A 21,014-nucleotide genomic window follows, 5' to 3' on the forward strand; every position below is an offset into this window, starting at 1 on the left:
AATCCAGCGTCTATTTATGACAAGCTTGATCGCATTATGCAAGCCTAGCGAAAGATAGAAAAAATAGGTAATTCACTTAAAGTTGGATGAAAATTCTACCGATTGTGACTATTTGTTATTTTTTGACTGATTTGCTCAGTTAGAAGCAAATCATCGATTTCTGCGTTTCTATGCTGCTATTCATCGTGGAAATAGGAATTAAAAAGAGCACTATGTTGAATTAATATTCACAATTATGCACTTAAATTGAATAGGGCGAGATCTTATGCAAGTCAGACAGATTGTATGTATGCATTTACAGTGATTAATCAGGCATTTCTAAAGAAATAGAGTGTGGCAAGCCAATAAAATGAAATGCTAAAAGTGGATTTGGTTAATAATATGTTGAAAATTTGTTTCTGTGATTGCGATTTTACTTTTTGTTCTCTGAAAGCGGCTTTGTAGAGGGATAAAGTTTGTTGTTGGCCTATGATCTAGGTGGCTTTTCTGCGCGATCCATGCCATATTTCGTGGCAATCAAATTTGATCTTTTCATAGTCAACACTCTGGAGCAGAAACATGTCTCACGAAGATGAATATCTATCAGTAGAAGAATTAATTGAGATTCAAAAGGAAGAGACTCGCGATATCATTGCAGCATTGATCGAAGACGGTAGCGATCCTGATGCACTTTACGAAATTGAGCATCACCTATTTGCTGAAGATTTCGATGTACTTGAGAAAGCGGTTGTTGAAGCATTCAAGATGGGCTTTGAAGTATTAGAAGCGGAAGAGACAGAAGACGAAGACGGCAATAAGCTGCTTTGCTGTGACGCAACCATGCAATCTGCACTTAATGCAGAAGCGATCGACGAGCAAGTTGAGAAGCTGGTTCATCTAGCTGAGAAATTTGACATCATTTACGACGGTTGGGGCACTTACTACGAAGGTGAAGATGCTATCTACCCACAAGATGATGAAGACGAAGAGTAATCTCGTCCCCTGATTTAAAAGATACCAGCACATTGTTGTTGGTATTTTTTTGTCCGTATAAAAACCAATGTCTTTATGTGCGTGTATTCATTATAATGCGGTCAAAATTGATCTAGCTCAAGGAATGATATGCGGCTGCAACTTGATGGTCTTTGGCAAATATCGCCACTGACAGACCTCTCTATACCCCAAGATGATATTACTTTCCCTGCACCGCTGAGCGCAAAACTCCCAGACACCTTGAGTGAAGAAGAGATTGCTGCACAAGAGTGGCATTTAATGCATGACATCGAAGTGGATGACGCTATGCTGGCTTGCCCGTCGGTTGAACTGGTGATGGCGGGTGTCGATTACTTTGCTGAGGTTCGCTTGAACGGGGTCGCAGTATTCGATTGCGATGGTAGTCAATTGGAGTACCGCAAAGATATTCGCCCTTACATGCAACTCGGCCGTAACCGTTTTGAGATTCTATTCCTTGAAGAGGAAGAGGGCTTGTTGCTTGAAGAGGATATGGATGAGGCGCTTTCTTCGGCTCCCATAGAGAAATCAGACTCGCGCATCGGAGTTTGGCAGGCTCCTTATCTGCAATTTGTTCGCAACGTAAAACTCGAACAGGTAGTTACGGAACAGATCTGGCATCATGGTGGCGGCTGTGAATTCAAGGTCGATGTCATTTATCAGACACTTAAAGCAGGGTTGGTCTCAGCATCAATCAAGTTTAATGGTATGACGCTGGTGATGCCGATTGATGTGCGTGCTGAGCATACGGGCGTGGTCTTTCAGGTGGAAGCACCGATCGTCTTTAATCTTGAAAAGCCCAACCCTAAGCATCTTTATGAACTAGAGGTTGAGCTTGATGGACAGAAAGAGAGCTCGTTTGTTGCCTTGAACCCTGCTTCTTGTGTGAGTAACTTCTTGCGCTAAAGCTGTGACTTGCAGCTAAAGCGTTTTGGCCATGACGACTTCACAGGCGTCGTGGCCCGTCTCCCCCCAAGTACTGTCGAGGTGCTCAAACCCTAGCGCTTCGTAAAGCTTAATTGCTGCACCCAAACACTCTGTCGTTTCTAAGTACATTTGCTGATAGCCAAGCTGTTTGGCAAGTTTAAGGCTTAGGGCAACAATGCGTTTGGCCAACCCTTGACCTCGAGTCTGTTCTAAGAAGTACATTTTTTGCAATTCACACACCTCACGCTTGCCCGCCAATGGCGCAAAACCACCTCCACCGACAACCTTTCCTTGATGTTCAATCACCCAATACATCGCTTTATCTTGGTTATACACCGAGTACATGTCATTCAGCGTCGGGTCGGCTACCCCATAGCCTTTGTCCTCAGTGAGCCCATGCTCAGCGGAGACTTTTCGAATAACATCGGCCACTTGGGCATTGTCCGCTTGTGTCATAGGGCGAAGTACAAACTCATCGGCTTGGCAGACTTTAGTTAACCCTTTGAGGTAAACCTCCAGTCCTTGTTTTAGCTGCTGCTGCTCGTCGTGGTTAAGTGCGTCGAGCATGGCATCAAAGAAGGTATCTTGCTGTTGGTCGAGCTGAGATAGAACCTGATTTCCTTGCTCGGTAAGAATGACGCTTTGGCTGCGTTTATCGTTTGGGTTTTCGATACTCTCCACTAAGCCAAGTTTATTAAGCCCTGTTACTGTGCGGCTTGCATTGGACTTATCAACATTCAACCGCTGGGCAAGTTGGTTGATGGTGAGAGGCTGTAGTTGGATCTCTCCCAAAGCGTGGGCTTGCACGGGAGTCAGAGCGATTTCACCACACTGTTTGTCGAGCATGCCTAGCAGACGCACGGCTTGGCGAGAGTAATGTCTTAGTTGACGAGCATTCATAATTACTTACCTCAAGAAATAAAGTTGCGTACCGCAATTAAGTTAATTGCGGTGCGCAACTTTGTCAATGGGTAAGATTCGATTTCCTATAAAAGTTCAGATTCGATTCTCTGTTTAAGCGTGCTGGTGGACGCAAAATTGTGGTGTTTGAGCGCCTGATTTACGTAACCACACCTTCTCATGGAAGTAGTAAGCGACAGTGTTCAGTGCTGGCTCAAGCATTGCCATCACACCACCAACAAAGGCGTCACCTGTCAGCAAGTAAACCACAGTAAAGGCAACACTAAAGTGAATCGTTGCAAAACTGGCCGTCTTTAATTTGGTCATCCATTGACGAGCTTTAAGTGCTGGAACTTGTGCCCATGCCTTCTCATGAAAATAGAACGCGACGGTATTTACTGAAGGTTCGATCATGGCAATTAAACTACCAATTAAGATGTCGCCTGTCAGAACGTAAGCGACACTAAACGCGATAGTAAAATGAAGGGCTGCAAAGGTTAGTGTCTTTTTCATGATAATTACTCAATCGTTGTGTTGTTTCGATAGGTTTATTATTGAGAATAATTATCATTAAATCTAATAGGAAGTTAAGATTGTTTTGATAGGTAAAAACTATCAAAGGAAGAAGGGCGATTTACCGCCTCTTGATAGGGGGCAGTTATTCGTAACAAATACCTTACTAATACTTATCCAACTCCTTGTAATTATTTGTAAAAATTATGATAACTTGCTTTGATTTATCAATCCCACTTATTGCTTCGCATGGCGTATTTCTATAGCGTGCATTCTCCCAATGTGCACCAAGATGTACATGGTTTAATGATAAACGTCAGATGGAGTCAAAAATGGAAACCAAAGAGTTGGAAACTAAGGTTCACTTTAGTGGGAAAGGGAAAGAGTACTTTGGGATATGGATTGTTAACATTCTATTGTCAGTGATCACGCTTGGTATTTATTCAGCGTGGGCCAAAGTAAGAAACAAACGCTACTTTTACGGTCATACCTCAATTGCGGGCGATAACTTTGAATATCACGGAACACCAATACAGATTTTAAAAGGGCGAATTATTGCGGTGGTTTGTGTGGTGGTTTGGTCTATATCCGAACAGGTTTCACCTCTACTATCTTTAGGTCTCATTGTGGCATTTGTGTTGTTATTGCCTCTATTATCACGCAGCAACGCACGCTTTGATTCTGCGATGACCAGTTTTCGCAATGTGCACTTTTCGTTTCATGGCACAATCTCAGGAGCGTATTGGGCGATTCTAGGACGTGGGACGCTCGCGACCTTAGGTTTCGTTGCGGCGATGGGTGTGGTTGTGTTTGCTATGCAGCTTAATGTGATTGCAGGAGTCGTCGCGATTTTGGTGCTCTTGCCGGCTTATGTCTACCTTCAAGCGTGGTCGCTGGTTGGCATCGCAAACTATTTTTCTAATGGCTACCGTTACGGTGAGCGCCAGTTTAAAGCCGATTACACAAATGCGTTTTATTTTAAAACCTATTTGATTGCGACACTGATTTGGATGGTACTGATGGCTGTGGTCGTGGTGAGCTTTGTTGCTATTGCAGGAGTGAATCTAGTTAGCAATCCTGAGTCTTTCACTGAACTGATGGGACACAGTGATCTTATTACCTTTATGATCGGATACTACTTGGCGTTTATTGCTATCGGTCTTGCTATTGGTGCTTACCTTAAAGTGAAAGTGCGTAACTACACATTCTCGCAGTTGGTTCTCGAAGGCAAAGATACTGAGTCAGCGTCTGAATTTAGCTTTGCATCAACCTTAACCGTCAAAGGTTATGTCAGTTTAGTGGTCACTAACTTCTTGCTTCAGGTTGTGACTATTGGTCTTGCTCGACCTTGGGTCATGGTTCGAACGACGAATTACCTCGCTGAGAATACCTTTGTTTACGGTGATTTAGAACTACTCATCGCGAGTGATCAAGATTCTAACGTGAAGTCAGCGGTGTCAGATGAGGTGGCACAAGCTTTTGATGTCGACCTTGGTATTGGCTAATGTTATCGGGTGTGGCGCATCCACCTCGCAGCTCCGAACGCTGCGAGGCTCAACTCGATACTTCCCTAGATGGTATGCTAGTGCTTTATGTCGGAGAGCAACGTATATCTGCGGATATCGGAGGCGTCGAGATCAATGTCGGTGTCGGTTCCACGCCAAGCCAAATCTCTTTTCCGGATGGTTGGCTTTTCGTCGCTCAACCTTGCGACGAATTAAAGGCGTTTTTAAAGCAGCATGGTCAGCATGATTGGATGGGCAAGCTAGAGAAGAATGTTACGGCGATTCTGCTATCTTGTATCGTCATACTGGCGCTGACCATTGGAACATTTACTCACGGCATTCCTTGGCTAACAGAGAAAGTCGTTGCTTACCTTCCTGACTCAGCCTCAAAGATGGTAGAGGATAGGGTGTTAGTCTCTTTGGATGAGCAATTGTTTGAGCCATCGAACTTAACACTGTCGCAGCAAACTATGATTCGCCAGCGTTTTGAAAGTCATTTGGTAGCGATCGGTATTGATGAGGACGTCCGTTTGCTGTTTCGCTCCTCTGAGCTCGGTGCGAATGCTTTTGCCTTGAGCCACAGTACCATCATCGTGCTTGATGACTTGGTAGCGCTAACGGAAACCGAGCAGCAATTGGATAGTATCCTGATGCATGAGTTGGGGCATATTGAGCAACAACACGTCATGAAAGCGATTGTTCGTTCTAGCTTGCTTTCACTCTCTGTCGCAATGTTGACAGGTGAGAGCTCAGGTGTGATCGATAACTTAGCTGGGGTCGGGGTTTTCGTCGCCAATAATGGTCAGTCGCAGCAGGTAGAACGAGAAGCGGATAGGTTTGCGTCGGATTCAATGTGGCAGATACACGGCACCAATCAGCCTATGATTGAGATGTTTGAGTTGTTACGAGAGAGCTCTGAAAATGAGGCTGAAATACCTGCGTGGTTAAGCACCCATCCAGAGTTAACCGAGCGTATAGATTCGCTAAAAAGTGCTCATTAGCGATAAACGACAAGGTCAAAAAAGGGCAGAATTATCTGCCCTTTTTATATGCTCGAATTGGTAAGTTAATTAACCAATTACAGTGCAGCGATAGTTGCTTTCTGCTCTTCAAGCTTCGCTAGTGTCTCTTGGTAGCCAACTAGTTTCTCACGCTCTTTCGCGATAACCGCTTCAGGTGCTTTAGCAACGAAACCTTCGTTACCTAGCTTGCCTTCGATACGCTTGATTTCGCCGTGCGTTTTCTTGACTTCTTTATCAAGACGAGCAAGTTCTGCATCTTTGTCGATAAGACCTGCCATTGGGATCATCAGCTCAGATTGACCCACTAGCTTAGTCGCACATGCTGGCGTCTCAGCGTCGTCTGCAAGAACCGTTAGACTATCTAGCTTAGCAAGAGAGTTTAGAACTACCTTGTTCGCTTCGATACGTGCAGCATCTTTCTCGTTAGCAACTTTGATCATCACTTCTAGACCTTTGCTAGGTGCAATGTCGTATTCCGCACGTAGGTTACGGATAGCAGTGATGAAAGTCTTAACCCATTCGATGTCTTCTACGATCTCAGCGTCGAAGTTCTCTTCGTTAAACTGAGGAAGTGCTTGAGTCATGATAGTGTCGCCTTCAACACCGTCTACTAGCGGCTTAACGCTCTGCCAGATAGATTCAGTGATGTAAGGAAGCACTGGGTGAGCAAGACGTAGTGTCTTCTCTAGAACAGTGATCAGCATGTAGCGAGTCGCTTGTTGCTGAGCTTCTGTACCTTTCCATAGAACTGGCTTAGTTAGCTCTAGGTACCAGTCACAGAATTGGTTCCAGATGAATTCGTAAAGCGTGTTTGCTGCCATGTCTAGACGGTAGTTGTCTAGGTGAGCATTAAACTCTTTCGCTGCTAGCTCAAACTGAGATTCAATCCATTTATCCGCTAGAGAGAATTCCATGTTTGCACGGTCTTCAGCCGACAGTGACATGCCACAATCGTGCTCTTCTGTGTTCATTAGTACGTAACGGCTTGCGTTCCATAGCTTGTTACAGAAGTTACGGTAACCTTCAAGACGCTTCATATCCCAGTTGATGTCACGGCCAGTAGAAGCCATAGCAGCAAGAGTGAAACGCAGTGCGTCAGTACCGTATGGTTCGATACCGTTTTCGAAAGTCTTACGCGTGTTCTTTTCGATTTTCTTCGCTAGTTGAGGCTGCATCATGTTGCCACAACGCTTCTCTACTAGAGACTCAAGGTCGATACCATCGATCATGTCGATAGGGTCAAGTACGTTACCTTTAGACTTAGACATCTTGTCGCCGTTTTCGTCACGGATTAGGCCGGTAACGTAAACTGTCTTGAATGGTACTTGCGACTTACCGTTTTCATCTTTGTTGAAGTGCATGGTCATCATGATCATACGTGCAACCCAGAAGAAGATGATGTCGAAGCCAGTTACTAGAACGTCTGAAGGGTGGAATGTCTTCAGGTCTTCAGTTTGCTCAGGCCAGCCTTGAGTACCGAACGTCCATAGTGCAGAAGAGAACCATGTATCTAGTACGTCGTCGTCTTGGCGAAGAACAACTACTGGTGCAAGGTTGTTGTTTGCACGTACTTCTTCTTCAGTACGGCCTACGTATACGTTGCCGTCGTTGTCGTACCATGCCGGGATACGGTGACCCCACCAAAGCTGACGAGAGATACACCAGTCTTGAATGTCACGCATCCAAGAGAAGTACATGTTTTCGTACTGCTTAGGAACGAACTGGATTTCACCATCTTCAACCGCTTTAACAGCAGGCTCAGCAAGAGGTGCAGCACGTACGTACCATTGGTCAGTTAGCATTGGTTCGATAACCACGCCACCACGGTCGCCGTAAGGAACCGTTAGGTCGTGATCTTTGATTTCATCAAGAAGACCTAGCTCTTCAAATTCAGCAACGATCGCTTTACGTGCAGCAAAGCGCTCCATGCCGTGGTACTTAGCAGGTAGCTCAGTTGAGTAAACATCGCTAGCTTCACCGTTAGTAGTGAAGACTTCAGCCGCATCACGAATGTCTGCGTTGAACGTTAGGATGTTGATCATTGGTAGGTTGTTGCGCTTACCAACTTCGTAATCGTTAAAGTCGTGAGCAGGAGTGATCTTCACACAACCTGTGCCTTTTTCCATATCCGCGTGCTCATCGCCTACGATAGGGATTAGACGGTTAACGATAGGAAGTAGGATCTCTTTACCGATAAGATCTTTGTAACGTGGATCTTCTGGGTTTACAGCAACACCCGTATCACCAAGCATTGTCTCTGGACGAGTTGTCGCAACAACAATGTAGTCTTTGCCTTCAGCGGTTTTTACCCCGTTTGCTAGCGGGTAGCGGAAGTGCCACATGTGGCCTTTTTTGTCTTTGTTTTCAACTTCAAGATCAGAAATTGCAGTGTGCAGTTTTGGATCCCAGTTTACTAGACGCTTACCACGGTAGATTAGGTCTTCTTCGTATAGGCGAACAAACACTTCTTGAACTGCGTTTGATAGGCCATCATCCATAGTGAAACGCTCACGGTCCCAGTCTACAGATGCACCTAGGCGACGAAGCTGCTTAGTGATAGTACCGCCAGATTCGTTTTTCCATTCCCAGATTTTGTCGATGAAAGCGTCACGGCCGTAGTCGTGCTTAGTTTTGCCTTCTTCAGCAGCAATCTTGCGCTCAACAACCATTTGAGTTGCGATACCAGCGTGGTCCGTACCCACTTGCCAAAGGGTGTTTTTGCCCTTCATACGCTCAGCACGGATCAGAGTATCCATGATAGTGTCTTGGAACGCGTGACCCATGTGTAGGCTACCAGTGACGTTCGGTGGCGGAATCATGATGCTGTAAGCTTCTTTTGATGTGTCACCGTGTGGCTTGAAGTAGTCTTTCTCTTCCCAAGCCTGATACAGGGCTTGTTCGATTGATGTTGGGTTATATGTCTTTTCCATAGTGCTCTTTTACGGATACTGTGAATGGTTAATCTTGGTCAAACTTCATAAGTGAAGCTTCTTGAACCTTAATTCAAAGATAGCTTTAACTATGAGGTTTGACTATGGATGCTGAATCTCAATCGTTTGTAATTGATACCCAGCTTGACGGTAAATTTTATACCTTTCGCGCGCGAGTTGCTTCGCTTTTTCTTCGCAAGGCACGAAGTCTATCACCTGAGCAAAGGCGTTCGCAAAGGTTGTATGATTATCGGCCACATTTATTACCAATTGACGGTTCCAATTGGGCTTAACGCCCTCGTAACCGATTTCAATACTGGTAGCATACTTTGGACCTTCACCAACTAAGTTGTGCGCCATAAATTGCTCGGGTTCGACTTGCCAGAAGATTTCTGCAAGGCTCTCGGCATGCGCTTTGTCGTTACAGTTTAGGTAGAGTTTTGCGCCTTGCTTAGCAAAGTGATGAGCGAGAAACAGCACGTACTCGGCAAAACCTTGTGGTTCTGCTTGAGGGCTGTCTGGCGACACAATGTAAAAAGTGGCTGTCTGCATAACGCTACTCAAACTTGATAAAAACGAGGGATAAATTTCCCATCATAAGTTACTAAAAAAGGGCCCGTAGGCCCTTTTTATTATTTTGAAGATTGCTCTTCAGTCTCATGGCCGCTGCGGTTCAATAAGAATTGGACTAGCATTGAGACTGGACGACCAGTAGAGCCTTTCGCTGCACCAGATTTCCACGCAGTACCTGCGATGTCGATGTGTGCCCAGTTGTACTTCTTAGTGAACTTAGACAGGAAGCAACCTGCAGTGATAGTACCGCCAGGACGGCCACCGATGTTTGCCATGTCAGCAAATGGGCTGTTTAGTTGCTCGTGGTATTCGTCTGCCATCGGTAGACGCCATGCACGGTCACTTGCTTGCTCAGAAGCGTTAACTAGCTCGTGAGATAGCGGGTTGTGGTTCGATAGAACGCCACTGATGTGGTGACCTAGAGCGATAACACACGCACCTGTTAGCGTTGCAACGTCAACCACACAGTCTGGTTCGAAACGCTCAACGTAAGTTAGCGCATCACAAAGAACCAAGCGACCTTCAGCATCAGTGTTTAACACTTCAACTGTTTGGCCTGACATGGTTGTTAGGATATCACCCGGGCGGTAAGCATTGCTGCCTGGCATGTTTTCACAACCAGCAAGAATACCAACAACGTTGATTGGTAGGTTCAGTTTAGCTAGCGCTTTCATAGTACCGAATACAGATGCAGCACCACACATGTCGTACTTCATCTCATCCATGCCTTCGCCTGGCTTCAGTGAGATACCGCCTGAATCGAACGTTAGGCCTTTACCAACTAGAACGATAGGCTTCGCATCTGAATCAGGTGCGCCCTTGTACTCCATGATAGACATCATAGATTCGTTCTTAGAGCCACGACCTACCGCAAGGTAAGAAGTCATGCCCAGTTTTTCCATTTCTTCTTCGCCAATGATCTTTGTTGTCACTGTGTCGAAGTCGTCAGCTAGGCGACGCGCTTGAGATGCAAGGTATGCTGGGTTAGCAATGTTTGGTGGCATGTTGCCAAGGTCTTTAGATGCTTTCACACCAGAAGAAATCGCTAGACCATGAGAGATCGCTTTCTCACCTAGGCTTAGCTCACGACGTGTTGGTACGTTGAAAACTAGCTTACGCAGTGGACGGCGAGTTTCTGGCTTATTGCTCTTGAATTGATCAAACGTGTATAGGCCATCTTTAGTCGCTTCAACCGCTTGACGAACTTTCCAGTAAGTGTCGCGACCTTTAACGTGCAGCTCAGTTAGGAAACATACTGCTTCCATAGAGCCAGTTTCGTTAAGCGTGCTGATGGTTTTTTGAATGATTTCTTTGTATTGGCGCTCACCAAGCTCACGCTCTTTACCACAGCCTACTAGTAGAACTCGTTCTGAAAGTACACCCGGTACTTGATGCAGTAGTAGCATCTGGCCTGGTTTACCTTCTAGGTCACCACGGCGAAGTAGTGAACTGATGTAGCCATCGCTGATCTTATCTAGCTGTTCGGCTACAGGAGAAAGGCGGCGTGGTTCGAATACACCGACAACGATACATGCGCTGCGTTGTTTCTCTGGACTGCCACTTTTTACACTGAACTCCATGCGTACTCCTACATCCTGAAGACAAATAGAACTAAATGTTAGATAATGCGATCTTACTTGTTGGATCCTACAATGGAACTAACCTTATAGAAGAGCGCTAACACTTAGCTAAAAATTTAAAAAATAAAAGGTTCAACGGGAAATTATAGTGATTCAATCAAAAAAACAAGTTTTGTATAGGTAATTTCAGCGTGATTATTGTTAGATATTTGATCCGCGAGACAATCAAGAGCCAATTTGCGATCTTTTTTGTCCTTTTTCTTGTATTTCTTAGCCAAAAATTTATCAGTGTTTTGGCTGATGCTTCAGACGGTGATATTCCCGCAAGTCTCATTTTGTCGATTGTTGGACTGAATATGCCTGCGATGGGATTGCTCATGTTGCCGCTGAGTATCTACATCGGTATCTTGCTGACATTTGGTCGTTTATACGCTGAAAGTGAAATTGTGGTGATGAACGCCACAGGTATCGGTAACAAGTTTTTGATTCAAGCTGCATTATACTTGGCATTAATCACAGCCAGTGTGGCCGCATTCAACTCGTTATGGTTATCGCCTTGGTCGCAAGACAGAGTCGAGCAGTTATACGAACAAGTAGCAGCTGAAAACAGTGTTGACCTATTACCTAAGGGGAAATTTCAGAGTACCCCTGACGGTTCGTCTGTGGTGTTTATTGATGATATCAAAGGCAACAAGCTAGAAAATGTTTTTGTAGCACAGATCGCGCCGCGTGATTCTATCCTGCCAAGTGTGATGTTCTCATCGTCGGGTGACGTGAAAGAGCTCAGCGACGGCCGACAAGTGATTGCTATGTATGACGGCACTCGCTATGAGGGTGTTCCGACTCGCGTTGATTACATGATGACGCACTTTGATGAGTACGAAGGCTTGATTGGTCAGCGAGACGTAAAGAAAAAGGGCCGTGATTGGGAAGCGATCCCGACTCTTGAGCTTATTAATCACCCAGACAGTAATGCTAAAGCTGAATTGCAGTGGCGTATCTCTCTGGTTATCTGTATTCCGCTTCTGACGATGTTGGTGGTGCCACTGTCTGCGGTTAACCCTCGACAAGGCCGTTTTGCTAAAATGGGTCCCGCTATCTTGATTTACCTTACGTATTTCTTGGCAATCAGTGCGACTAAGTCATCGATTGAAGAGGGCAGTATTCCAGCAAACATTGGTATGTGGCCGATCAACGCTCTATTGTTGATTGTCGCAGTCTCTGCAAACTTTATGGACAGCGTGCCAGTAAGGCGCATGAAAGAAAAATTCAAGAAGAAAAGGTTGGCCTAAGCCGTGTTTAAAATTCTCGATTTGTATATTGGCAGAACCATCATTTCTACCACAGCATTGGTACTGGTGACGTTTGTTGGCCTTTCAGGGATCATTAAGTATGTAGAGCAGTTGAGAAAAGTAGGGCGCGGTACCTACGACCTGCTACAAGCATTGTACTTTGTATTGTTGAGTATCCCTCGCGATATCGAAATGTTCTTTCCAATGGCGGCCTTATTAGGTGCGTTGATTGGGTTGGGCATGTTGGCGGCCAGCTCAGAGCTAGTGGTAATGCAAGCTGCAGGTTTTTCTAAATTGGATATCGGCTTGTCGGTACTAAAAACCGCTGTGCCACTGATGATCATCGTGACCTTGCTTGGTCAATGGGGCGCACCTCAGGCGCAAAAGATGGCTCGTGATTTAAGAGCGGTCTCTATCTCTGGCGGTAACATTGTGTCGACGCGAAGTGGTGTTTGGGCTCGGGATGCTAATGATTTCATCTTCATTGCTAAGATTGATGATGAAAGGCTCTATGGCATGAACATGTGGCGCTTTGATCAAAACAAAGAGTTACAGTCGACCGTCTTTGCTGAAGAAGTGGATTACGAAGGCAACAACACTTGGACAATGTCGGATGTGCAAATCACCTCATTTGAAGATGATGTACAAATTACTAAAGAGAGCCTGCCGAGTTATTCATGGGAAACCTCTTTAGCTCCCGATAAGCTTGCCATCGTAACGGTGAAGCCGGAAGAGCTTTCATTGAGTGGATTGTATGATTACGTGTCCTATTTGAAAGCGTCTGAGCAAGATGCCTCGCGCTATGAGCTAGCCTTTTGGCGTAAAGTGACTCAGCCTATCTCGATTGCGGTAATGATGTTGATGGCTCTTTCGTTCATCTTTGGTCCACTGAGGAGTGTGACCATGGGGGCAAGAATTCTGTCAGGTGTTATCGCAGGCTTCACCTTCTATATCTCCAGTGAGTTCTTTGGTCCTGTGAGTCTGGTTTATCAGATACCACCCGTGTTCGGGGCCGTGGCACCGAGTATCGTGTTCTTCGGTATTGCGGTGATGCTGTTAAGGCGTAAGTTATAAAGAAAAAGGGAAGGCGAGTGCCTTCCCTTTTTAGTTTCTGAAGTGATTTCATTTACTGTGCTTTCGGCAGTACCACAACTTGGGTCTTAGCCCAGATATCATGGAAGCCACGCTTTTGAGGATCAAATGGCACACATAGGTTAGCGAGTCCAAACCCTGATGTACCTAAGCGAATCAAGGCTTGTGTCACTGTGATCGCAGAGCCATCGTTGTTTTGTACACGCAGTTTCCAGGCTCTCATCCCCAGTGTCTGACCTGCTCGAGTCCAGAAAAATACAAAGAAGTAGCACCAAACGACTACAAGGTAGAAAGTATACGCTGGGCTCCAGATCGGGTGATTGGTGAGGAAATCGCTCACATCCTCATAGCCAACATGGTTAAACAATCCCATCGCCATTAGTGCGTGGAGCAGAGCAACAATCACGCCAGCAGCCATCATTTCAATAGCAAGTACAATAAGCGCATCATAAAGCAGAGCACCAAAACGGCGGAACATCCCTGCTGGTGGCAGTGTGTTAGTAGAGGTCATGACAATACTTCTTTTAAAAATTTGGCGTCAGAATATAGGCTAAGCCCAAAAGTGGAAAGAGACATTGCGCACAGCTTATAACTTAGTGGCGAAATTATCGGCAAACACACGTAATTTCAAGTTTTTATACTTGCGACATTCATAAGCATACGTATAATGCCAAACATCGACAGGGCAAGAGCCCCTAGATAATGCCGGTATGGTGAAATTGGTATACACGACGGATTCAAAATCCGTTGCCTTCGGGCGTGGCGGTTCAAGTCCGCCTACCGGTACCATATTCTACATGACAAAGCCTCGACTCACGTCGGGGCTTTGTTGTTTCTAAGCTAATCAAAAGCTTAGCTCAGTTTTCCTTTCCTATTATCAGTACTTTTCTCACCAAAATAGACTCACTTTATCTCGCTTCAAATCTTGTCCATGGTCTATCTATGATTCATCGCATGCCGATTCTGTGCGCAAGGGAATCCAAACAAGACCAAGTAAATCCAACTTCTGTAATTTCGCAAGCCAGTATTATCAAGGGCTGTGAGCGAGAAGAACCATGGTACGACCATGGTGACTCTACGGTGAATGGATTTATGTATGGGGTTTAGTTTGAGTAAAAGGTCGTTTTGATGGAATGGTCGTAAAGCCCTTTATCATGGGGCTTGTTGGGTAGTGTGTCGTAAGACTGTTGGGGATATACATTAACAACTAGTCACACGGTGACTTTCCGCACGATATTACCACCTAGATATAGGTAAGGTATCAATAAGTAAGAATTAAATGGTGGAGAGTAGATGATCATAGCGTCTGATTTTGATGGTGATTTGGAGGCGGATCTTGTCGTACAGAATCGGATGTACGGTGGCTCTTTGCAAGTTATCTATGCAAATGTGTTAGAGCGATTGAGAGAATGTAAGTCTGTTGAACATCAAAAGTTGTTCGATGAACTATCTCTGCTTGCTGATTTTGACCATAGACCATGGCAATTTTTTCATGATTGCATTGCCTGCGTTGCTCGATATGAGAAAGTGCAGCGAATGCATGAACCAAGTAAACCATGGACGCATGACGATTGGCTGGTGGAGTTCGCTCCTAGAGTGTTTGACCTATTGAACTCAGTGCCTCGTTTAGCTGAGAAGTTGGCTGTTGCTATTTTATATCCAAACCCCTCGCCAAAAGGTATTGAAGCAGAAGAGTTTATAGAGTTCTCGCTTATCACGGAATATCAGTTGATTTTGCAGGAAATGGACTATTATAAAATGCTGTACCGAGCTGATAGTAGTGAACTATCGCATTAAAATCACTAGTAGTATCCGTGGAGCAATATTGCCTTCGCGGTGGCGGCAGGAATGCCTGTCCAATTAATCCGCCTAACCGGTACCTATATAGAAAGGTCGCTTTTATAGTGACCTTTCGTCGTTTTGGGCAGTAAGGATAAACATAACAAATGTGTTCAGGTTTTATTCATGCCTTGGGGAATAATATAGCTTCATATTCAGATATTGAGGCAAGCACAATGAGAACACTGGTTACGGGCATTTCACTATTTACAGCATTGGTTGCGGGTTCCGCCATGGCAGAAGTAAAGGGTGAGGACTTCAATGAATTCCCTAAACAAGATGCAGCACACTGCTTTGGCTGGGCTGCAGGTTTAGATAAAGATCAAGACTACGCTAAGTTTATCGTCGAGTTATCAAAAGGCCGTACTCAAAGCGTTAAAGAAGACCCTTATATTATGGAAGAGTTTGGTACTGCGATGGGCTACTCTGAAGCAATGCTAGAGTTTGCGGGACAAGAGGCGGCAGACGCGAGATATCAATTGGTCTGTGAGCCAATCAAACAAAAATATGGTTTTTAACTGACGTTAAATTGAGTGCAGCCCTAGGCAATCATCCGCTTAGGGTTTCATGTTGTTGTAATGAGAAGACCGTTGCAATCAGAGAACCATTAGCAGCCTGTGGTTACTGCCCCAATTGTTGGTACGCTGCCATCTTCTGGGTTGTTGTAGTAGGCATAGCAGAGATCACTTAGCTTAAAGTTTTCGGGCCAAACGAGTACTAACCCATTGTTAGGATTTGTAGGCGTGGGAATGCTAGGTGCCGTTGTTTGGTTGCCGACACCGCATAGCGCATTCTTGGTGCAGGTATCATTAACGCTTGTCCAACTGATGTCTTGACCTACGTTCAAAATATGTCGCCATGCATTTTCCCAGTGTCCATCAACATAACCATTATAGGTTCTTACCGTGGTGCTGAGCTCTTCAACGGTAACATCATATACGGTGAGTGTTTCAGTACTTTCGTCAGCGACTAGGACTTTAGGAGTATCTGGTAAAAAGGTCTGAATCTGTATTTGGTCAGCGCTGTCGCGCATTGCGATAGCTACGGATTCCATAATCGCACTGCGGGCGTCGCTAGAAATGCCTAAAAAGCGAGGTAATGCGACAACGGATACGATCACTATGATTACGATTGCTACGACCATTTCGATTAGAGTAAATCCTTTATCTCTTAATTTCATATTTCTTCTCTATAACCAGACAACTCTCGCCATTGTAGTAACAGTTAAAGTATTTAGTCTATGAATTGTTCAGCAATTTACATGATCACGACAAAGCTAATTCCGTAATGGTTCGTGGAGTAAATTTCATAAATGGAACTAAGATCATGACCGTTAGTGATAATTTTATAACTTACGACGCAAAAAACTAAGAGGTTGGCTTTAGAAGGTAAGTAATGAAACTGATATCATCTTGGCTTTATATCATAATGATGCTGTCATAATTTTTTCAAATAATACTCGAGAGCTTAGTGTTTGTTTAAACAACAACTTTTGAATCTGACGTTGGCATTGTCTTGAACAACTGGTTGATCTAGTCGCGAGTCTCGTAAGGATGCGAGCTCCAAGTTACGCCTAACTGCGAGTATTGGTATGAACATTGTCATTTGTGATGACTCCTCTCTAGCAAGGAAATCTCTTCAGCGTTGTATCTCTCCAGAGTCGTTCGGTATTTTGACCTTTCTGTGTGCCAATGGCCGAGAAGCGATTGCGACCGTCGTCGAAAACTCAATTGATCTGATGTTTTTGGATCTCACCATGCCAGAGATGGATGGTTATGAGGTGCTTCAATACCTGCGTGATTATGGCATTGAAACTAAGGTAGTTGTGATCTCGGGCGATGTACAGGAGGAAGCCAAAAGGCGATGTTTAGAGCTTGGAGCCTCTGAGTTTATTGCCAAGCCTTTCAACAAAGATGAAGTGGCAACACTGATTCAAAGCTACGTCTATAAAACACCAACCACCAATACCACGCCTTTTCAATCGCAAGACGATGTTGAGATCGATCCTGTTAGCAAGTTCCGAGAAATTACCAATATTGCTTTGGGGCGTGGTGCAGCTGTCATCTCGGATCGCATTGGAAAATTCATCGATCTGCCAGTACCTAATGTCGGTATTGTCGAGGCGAGCGAATTAAATATGATCATTGCAGATGCTCTCCACAGAGATTCGGTGCATGCTGTAACACAGCGATTTGTCGGTAATGGTATCCATGGTGAGTCCTTAGTCTGTATGCGAGGACAAGATATCAGTGCGTTAGGGCATGCGTTGGGTTTTCCTACCACTCAATCCAACCACAATGAAATGATCCTTAATATCGCCAACCTATTAGTTTCAACCTATCTCAATTCGTTAGCTAGCCAATTGGTCGTGGACTTTTCGTTACGTCAGCCTGTCACTGTCGCTAAAAACGAACAAGATGAATTCCTTGCGATTCACCATGTTGTACAGAGCGCTTTTACGGTTGAGTTTACCTATCTAGCTGAGCATTTGGATTTTGAGTGTGAGGTATTGCTGCTGCTTGATGCAGAGTCTGTAGAAACCTTATATCGTTTGATGGAGGTTTTATAATGAGTCAGATTACTTTTGAACTGGATGAACTGCATTGGGCGTTACAGGTAATGGATACCATTGATGTGGGGCTGGTGGTTCTCGATATTGATCATAACGTCTGTCTCTGGAACAGCTTTATGCAGAGTTATAGCGGAATTAATGGTGACAAGATCCTTCATCAAAACCTGTTTGATGTCGTACCTAACTTGCCGAAAGAGTGGTTAACCGCGCAAATTGCAGCATGCAGTGAGTTGAAGAGTCGAATTTTTTCAAACTGGGAAGATCGCCCACACATCTTTGATTTTAAGAACTACTCTCCGTTATCGCATCAACGCATCAATATGTATCAAAACTTAGTGATGACGCCTTTAACCTCATTGAATGGGCGCGTATCCCATGTTTGTTTGATGGTGCAAGATGTCTCTGATGTGGCCAATAGCAAACTGCAATTGCGTGACTCGAATGAGCGACTCTCGACGATGAGCCGAACCGACGGGCTTACGGGGTTGTTTAATAGAGCTCATTGGGAATTCTGTTTATCGAGAGAATACGAGAATGCTCAGTTGTTAACTCAACCATCGACATTGGTGATCTTTGATATTGACCACTTTAAGAAAGTCAACGATACATACGGGCACGGTGCGGGTGATGAAGTCATCCGACAAACTGCGCGCTTATTGAAAAAAACAGCAAGAAACTCGGATCTGTGTGGTCGCTATGGTGGAGAAGAGTTCACTGTACTACTGCCGGGTACGACGGCCGACCAAGCACACTACTTTGCTGAACGTCTTCGTAAACGTATTGAGAAGTACGCTGTCGATACCTCGGCAGGTATGATTAATTTCACCGTCAGTTTGGGTGTTTGTCAGTTATCTCCCGGGATCGCCTGTCATTTAGAGTGGTTAGAATCGGCAGATAAGGCCCTTTATCAATCTAAGCAACGCGGTCGCAATCAGACGTCGCTGTTTCCTTTCGACTAACTTTATTCGTAGTGTTTTCTGTTTACTCGAAATAAATCATAAGATTACCTGTAAATTTGTCTTCTGTTGTCTATGTTTTAATTAGACAACAAGGAGATATATATGCTGAAACTCACCCCCTACCTTTTTTTTGATGGACGCTGTGACGAAGCTTTAGAGTTCTACAGAAAATGCTTTGGTGGCGTCATCCTTTCAAAACAACATTTCAAAGATGCTCCCCAAGTTGTAGAAGGGGCTGAACCCGACTGGGTAATGCATGCTGAGTTTGAAGCGTTTGGCATGAAGTTGATGATGTCGGATGGTGTGCATGCCAAAGAACTGCAAGGTAATAACCTCGCCTTGTCTTTAGTAACGGAAGATACCGCAACGCAGGAACAGATCTTTGAGAAATTGGAGCAGGGTGGGAGGGTGATGATGCCGCTGGCTGATACTTTCTGGGGCGCTCGATTCGGCAAAGTAGAAGACAAGTTCGGGATGAGGTGGATGATTCACTGTGATTCATTGAACTAGATGTGCGCTGTTGCATAATGAAATTGCTGACCCATTTGATTAGAATTATAAATAGAGTTTTATAATCAAAGTTATATATAAAATGGGCAGCATAAAGATTACAGTGGACCGTATCCAACCCGGCCTACACATACGATTACCGGTTAAATGGAATGAACACCCATTTTTATTTAATTGCTTTAAGATCAAAGATGAAGAGCAAGTACGAGTCATTCGTCACCTCGGGATTAAGCATGTCTATATTAATCCAAGTCAGAGCGATACCACTCCCTTACCAGTAGAGCAAGCGGATGCTTTATCTATGGATGCAAGTGCCGACGTTTCTTTAGAAACCGAAGCCTTGTGGAAGCATAAACGTGAGCGTATTGAAACGCTCAGTTCATATCGTCGCAAAGTCAGTCATTGTGAAAAAGAGTTTGAGCGCTCCCTTGCTCGCATGCGTGCGATCATGACCAAGATACGCAATCGACCTCTGGATGCTGTGGAAGAGGTGAAGTCACTGGTTGATGATATCGTCGATAAGTTTGTCAGCGATGATAATGTCTCACTTCATCTAATGACGGGGAAAGGGGAGTTTGAAGATCTCTACTTTCACTCATTGAACGTCTCCGTCATTGCCTTAATGATAGGCAGGGCTAAAGGCTATGATAATGAGCAACTCAAAGAGTTGGCATTAGGGGCTCTTTTCCATGACATTGGTAAAGTTAAAATTCCAGTCGCTATTCTTAGAAAGCAAACTGCATTAACAGTACCTGAAGCGAACTATCTCAAACTGCATACTAAATATGGCGTAGATATTGTGGGCGCGATAGAAGGGATGCCAGCAAGCGTCCATAAAGTAATAGCGCAACATCATGAAATGAATGATGGGTCAGGTTACCCAGAAGGCTTGAAAGAAGATGAGATAGATGAGTTTGCTAAAGTTGTGGCTGTGGCGAATGCTTTTGACTCTCTTTGTCACAATAGAGTAGTAGCGGAACAGAAAATCCCATACTTGGCTTTGTCTCATCTATATAAGAGTTGTAAACATCTATATAGTCATGAGAACTTGAATCACTTGGTCAAGTTAATGGGAGTTTATCCTCCTGGGACGGTGGTCCAGTTATCTAATGACTCTATCGGTATTGTTATCTCAGTAAATGCCGATCATATTCTTTATCCAAATGTCTTAATCTATGATCCGAGCGTACCTAGTACTCAAGCACCGATCATTGACCTTGCAAGTAAAGATATAAAGATTGCGAGTGCCGTGCATCCAAGTAAATTACCAGAGCAAGTACAAGAGTATCTTAATCCTAGGGCTAGGATTACCTACTTTTTTGAGAGCACAGTTTGACTTATCCACAGGTGTGTGTGGGTAATTTGTACAAATGTTGAGTGTATTATTGTACAAATAAGCCTTTGGGCGATATTTGCCCACTTAGCCTCCTTTTCTGTATTTTTCTTTAATAAAAGCTTGCCAATGTGAGGAGCATCTCTATAATGCCGCCTCACTGACACGGCAGACGCCACAAGGCTTCAGCGAAGAATGTTAGTTCGGCAACTAGCTTAAAGCGATAATTCGCTTCTACTTTTAGAAAGTAGAAATTAATTTTCAAAAAGTGTTTGACACTGAGAATTAAGTCGCTAGAATGGCCGCCTCTTCCGAAGTGATGCAAGTCACAACGAAGAGAAGCTCTTTAACAATTTAAACCTATCAATCTGTGTGGGCACTCGTTGATGAATATCACTAAGTTTGTTTTCGCTTTTATAAGCAAAGGCAAACAGATACTTCGGTATCAAAATGATTTCAATGAACTGAGTGACCAAT

19 protein-coding genes and 1 tRNA gene are annotated in these 21,014 nt (G+C 44.4%); 13 read left to right on the forward strand and 7 right to left on the reverse strand.

Annotation, left to right across the window (positions count from 1 at the left end):
* Positions 1-558 precede the first annotated feature (558 nt).
* Both rraB and KI655_RS19120 read left to right on the forward strand, forming a co-directional pair.
* Positions 559-972 (forward strand): ribonuclease E inhibitor RraB, encoded by a 414-nt coding sequence (gene rraB, locus KI655_RS19115; protein ID WP_285407940.1) that lies wholly within the window; start codon positions 559-561, stop codon positions 970-972.
* A gap of 129 nt (positions 973-1,101) precedes the next feature.
* Positions 1,102-1,896: a hypothetical protein gene (locus tag KI655_RS19120; protein ID WP_285407942.1), complete on the forward strand. Its 795-nt coding sequence runs from the start codon at positions 1,102-1,104 to the stop codon at positions 1,894-1,896.
* Positions 1,897-1,911: 15 nt separating this feature from the next.
* Here KI655_RS19120 and KI655_RS19125 read toward each other — a convergent pair whose 3' ends face one another.
* Together KI655_RS19125 and KI655_RS19130 are read right to left on the reverse strand one after the other, a co-directional pair.
* Entirely contained in the window at positions 1,912-2,817 is a 906-nt protein-coding gene (locus KI655_RS19125) for a bifunctional helix-turn-helix transcriptional regulator/GNAT family N-acetyltransferase (RefSeq protein ID WP_285407944.1), read from the reverse strand.
* A gap of 114 nt (positions 2,818-2,931) precedes the next feature.
* Entirely contained in the window at positions 2,932-3,330 is a 399-nt protein-coding gene (locus KI655_RS19130) for a DUF2061 domain-containing protein (protein ID WP_285407945.1), read from the reverse strand.
* Positions 3,331-3,662: 332 nt separating this feature from the next.
* Between KI655_RS19130 and KI655_RS19135 the strand changes: the two genes are divergently transcribed.
* A complete protein-coding gene (locus KI655_RS19135; RefSeq protein ID WP_285407947.1) occupies positions 3,663-4,835 on the forward strand; it encodes a YjgN family protein in 1,173 nt (390 codons plus the stop codon).
* Complete coding sequence (locus KI655_RS19140; RefSeq protein ID WP_285407948.1) at positions 4,835-5,836, forward strand: M48 family metallopeptidase; 1,002 nt, start codon at positions 4,835-4,837, stop codon at positions 5,834-5,836. Before KI655_RS19135 ends, KI655_RS19140 begins: the two co-directional genes overlap by 1 nt.
* A gap of 77 nt (positions 5,837-5,913) precedes the next feature.
* On the opposite strand, the gene KI655_RS19145 is transcribed toward KI655_RS19140, so the two are convergent.
* From KI655_RS19145 to pepA, 3 genes are all read right to left on the reverse strand, one after another.
* Entirely contained in the window at positions 5,914-8,787 is a 2,874-nt protein-coding gene (locus KI655_RS19145; protein WP_285407949.1) for a valine--tRNA ligase, read from the reverse strand.
* A 102-nt stretch (positions 8,788-8,889) separates the two neighbouring features.
* Positions 8,890-9,339 carry a DNA polymerase III subunit chi gene (locus tag KI655_RS19150; RefSeq protein WP_285407951.1) on the reverse strand — a complete coding sequence of 150 codons (450 nt, stop codon included), beginning with the start codon at positions 9,337-9,339 and terminating at the stop codon, positions 8,890-8,892.
* An 80-nt stretch (positions 9,340-9,419) separates the two neighbouring features.
* The gene (pepA, locus tag KI655_RS19155) at positions 9,420-10,940 is read right to left on the reverse strand and encodes a leucyl aminopeptidase (RefSeq protein ID WP_285407953.1); all 1,521 of its coding nucleotides are present in this window, start codon (positions 10,938-10,940) and stop codon (positions 9,420-9,422) included.
* 191 nt (positions 10,941-11,131) lie between these two features.
* On the opposite strand from pepA, the gene lptF reads away from it, so the two are divergent.
* On the forward strand, positions 11,132-12,232 hold the full coding sequence (gene lptF, locus KI655_RS19160; protein WP_285407954.1) for an LPS export ABC transporter permease LptF: 1,101 nt from the start codon (positions 11,132-11,134) through the stop codon (positions 12,230-12,232).
* A gap of 3 nt (positions 12,233-12,235) precedes the next feature.
* Positions 12,236-13,306 carry an LPS export ABC transporter permease LptG gene (lptG, locus tag KI655_RS19165; protein ID WP_285407957.1) on the forward strand — a complete coding sequence of 357 codons (1,071 nt, stop codon included), beginning with the start codon at positions 12,236-12,238 and terminating at the stop codon, positions 13,304-13,306.
* A 52-nt stretch (positions 13,307-13,358) separates the two neighbouring features.
* On the opposite strand, the gene KI655_RS19170 is transcribed toward lptG, so the two are convergent.
* A complete protein-coding gene (locus KI655_RS19170; RefSeq protein ID WP_285407958.1) occupies positions 13,359-13,835 on the reverse strand; it encodes an RDD family protein in 477 nt (158 codons plus the stop codon).
* A gap of 193 nt (positions 13,836-14,028) precedes the next feature.
* Here KI655_RS19170 and KI655_RS19175 point away from each other — a divergent pair.
* From KI655_RS19175 to KI655_RS19185, 3 genes are all read left to right on the forward strand, one after another.
* Positions 14,029-14,113 (forward strand) — tRNA-Leu (locus tag KI655_RS19175).
* A 504-nt stretch (positions 14,114-14,617) separates the two neighbouring features.
* The gene (locus KI655_RS19180; protein ID WP_285407959.1) at positions 14,618-15,121 is read left to right on the forward strand and encodes a hypothetical protein; all 504 of its coding nucleotides are present in this window, start codon (positions 14,618-14,620) and stop codon (positions 15,119-15,121) included.
* A 218-nt stretch (positions 15,122-15,339) separates the two neighbouring features.
* Entirely contained in the window at positions 15,340-15,681 is a 342-nt protein-coding gene (locus KI655_RS19185) for a hypothetical protein (RefSeq protein WP_285407961.1), read from the forward strand.
* An 89-nt stretch (positions 15,682-15,770) separates the two neighbouring features.
* Here the strand turns inward: KI655_RS19185 and KI655_RS19190 are convergent, their stop codons facing one another.
* Entirely contained in the window at positions 15,771-16,343 is a 573-nt protein-coding gene (locus KI655_RS19190) for a prepilin-type N-terminal cleavage/methylation domain-containing protein (protein WP_285407963.1), read from the reverse strand.
* Positions 16,344-16,754: 411 nt separating this feature from the next.
* Here KI655_RS19190 and KI655_RS19195 point away from each other — a divergent pair, with 411 nt between their 5' ends.
* The 4 genes from KI655_RS19195 to KI655_RS19210 all read left to right on the forward strand — a co-directional run bounded on the left by KI655_RS19195 (position 16,755) and on the right by KI655_RS19210 (position 20,540).
* Positions 16,755-17,732, forward strand: coding sequence for a response regulator (locus tag KI655_RS19195; RefSeq protein WP_285407965.1), 978 nt, complete (start codon positions 16,755-16,757; stop codon positions 17,730-17,732).
* A complete protein-coding gene (locus tag KI655_RS19200; protein ID WP_285407966.1) occupies positions 17,732-18,694 on the forward strand; it encodes a diguanylate cyclase in 963 nt (320 codons plus the stop codon). The genes KI655_RS19195 and KI655_RS19200 overlap by 1 nt, the downstream gene beginning before the upstream one ends.
* Positions 18,695-18,796: 102 nt before the next feature.
* On the forward strand, positions 18,797-19,204 hold the full coding sequence (locus tag KI655_RS19205) for a VOC family protein (protein ID WP_285407967.1): 408 nt from the start codon (positions 18,797-18,799) through the stop codon (positions 19,202-19,204).
* An 82-nt stretch (positions 19,205-19,286) separates the two neighbouring features.
* Complete coding sequence (locus KI655_RS19210) at positions 19,287-20,540, forward strand: HD-GYP domain-containing protein (RefSeq protein ID WP_285407968.1); 1,254 nt, start codon at positions 19,287-19,289, stop codon at positions 20,538-20,540.
* The last annotated feature ends 474 nt before the right edge of the window (positions 20,541-21,014 follow it).

It is taken from the genome of Vibrio sp. D404a (genome assembly GCF_030248535.1).
Lineage (GTDB): Bacteria > Pseudomonadota > Gammaproteobacteria > Enterobacterales > Vibrionaceae > Vibrio.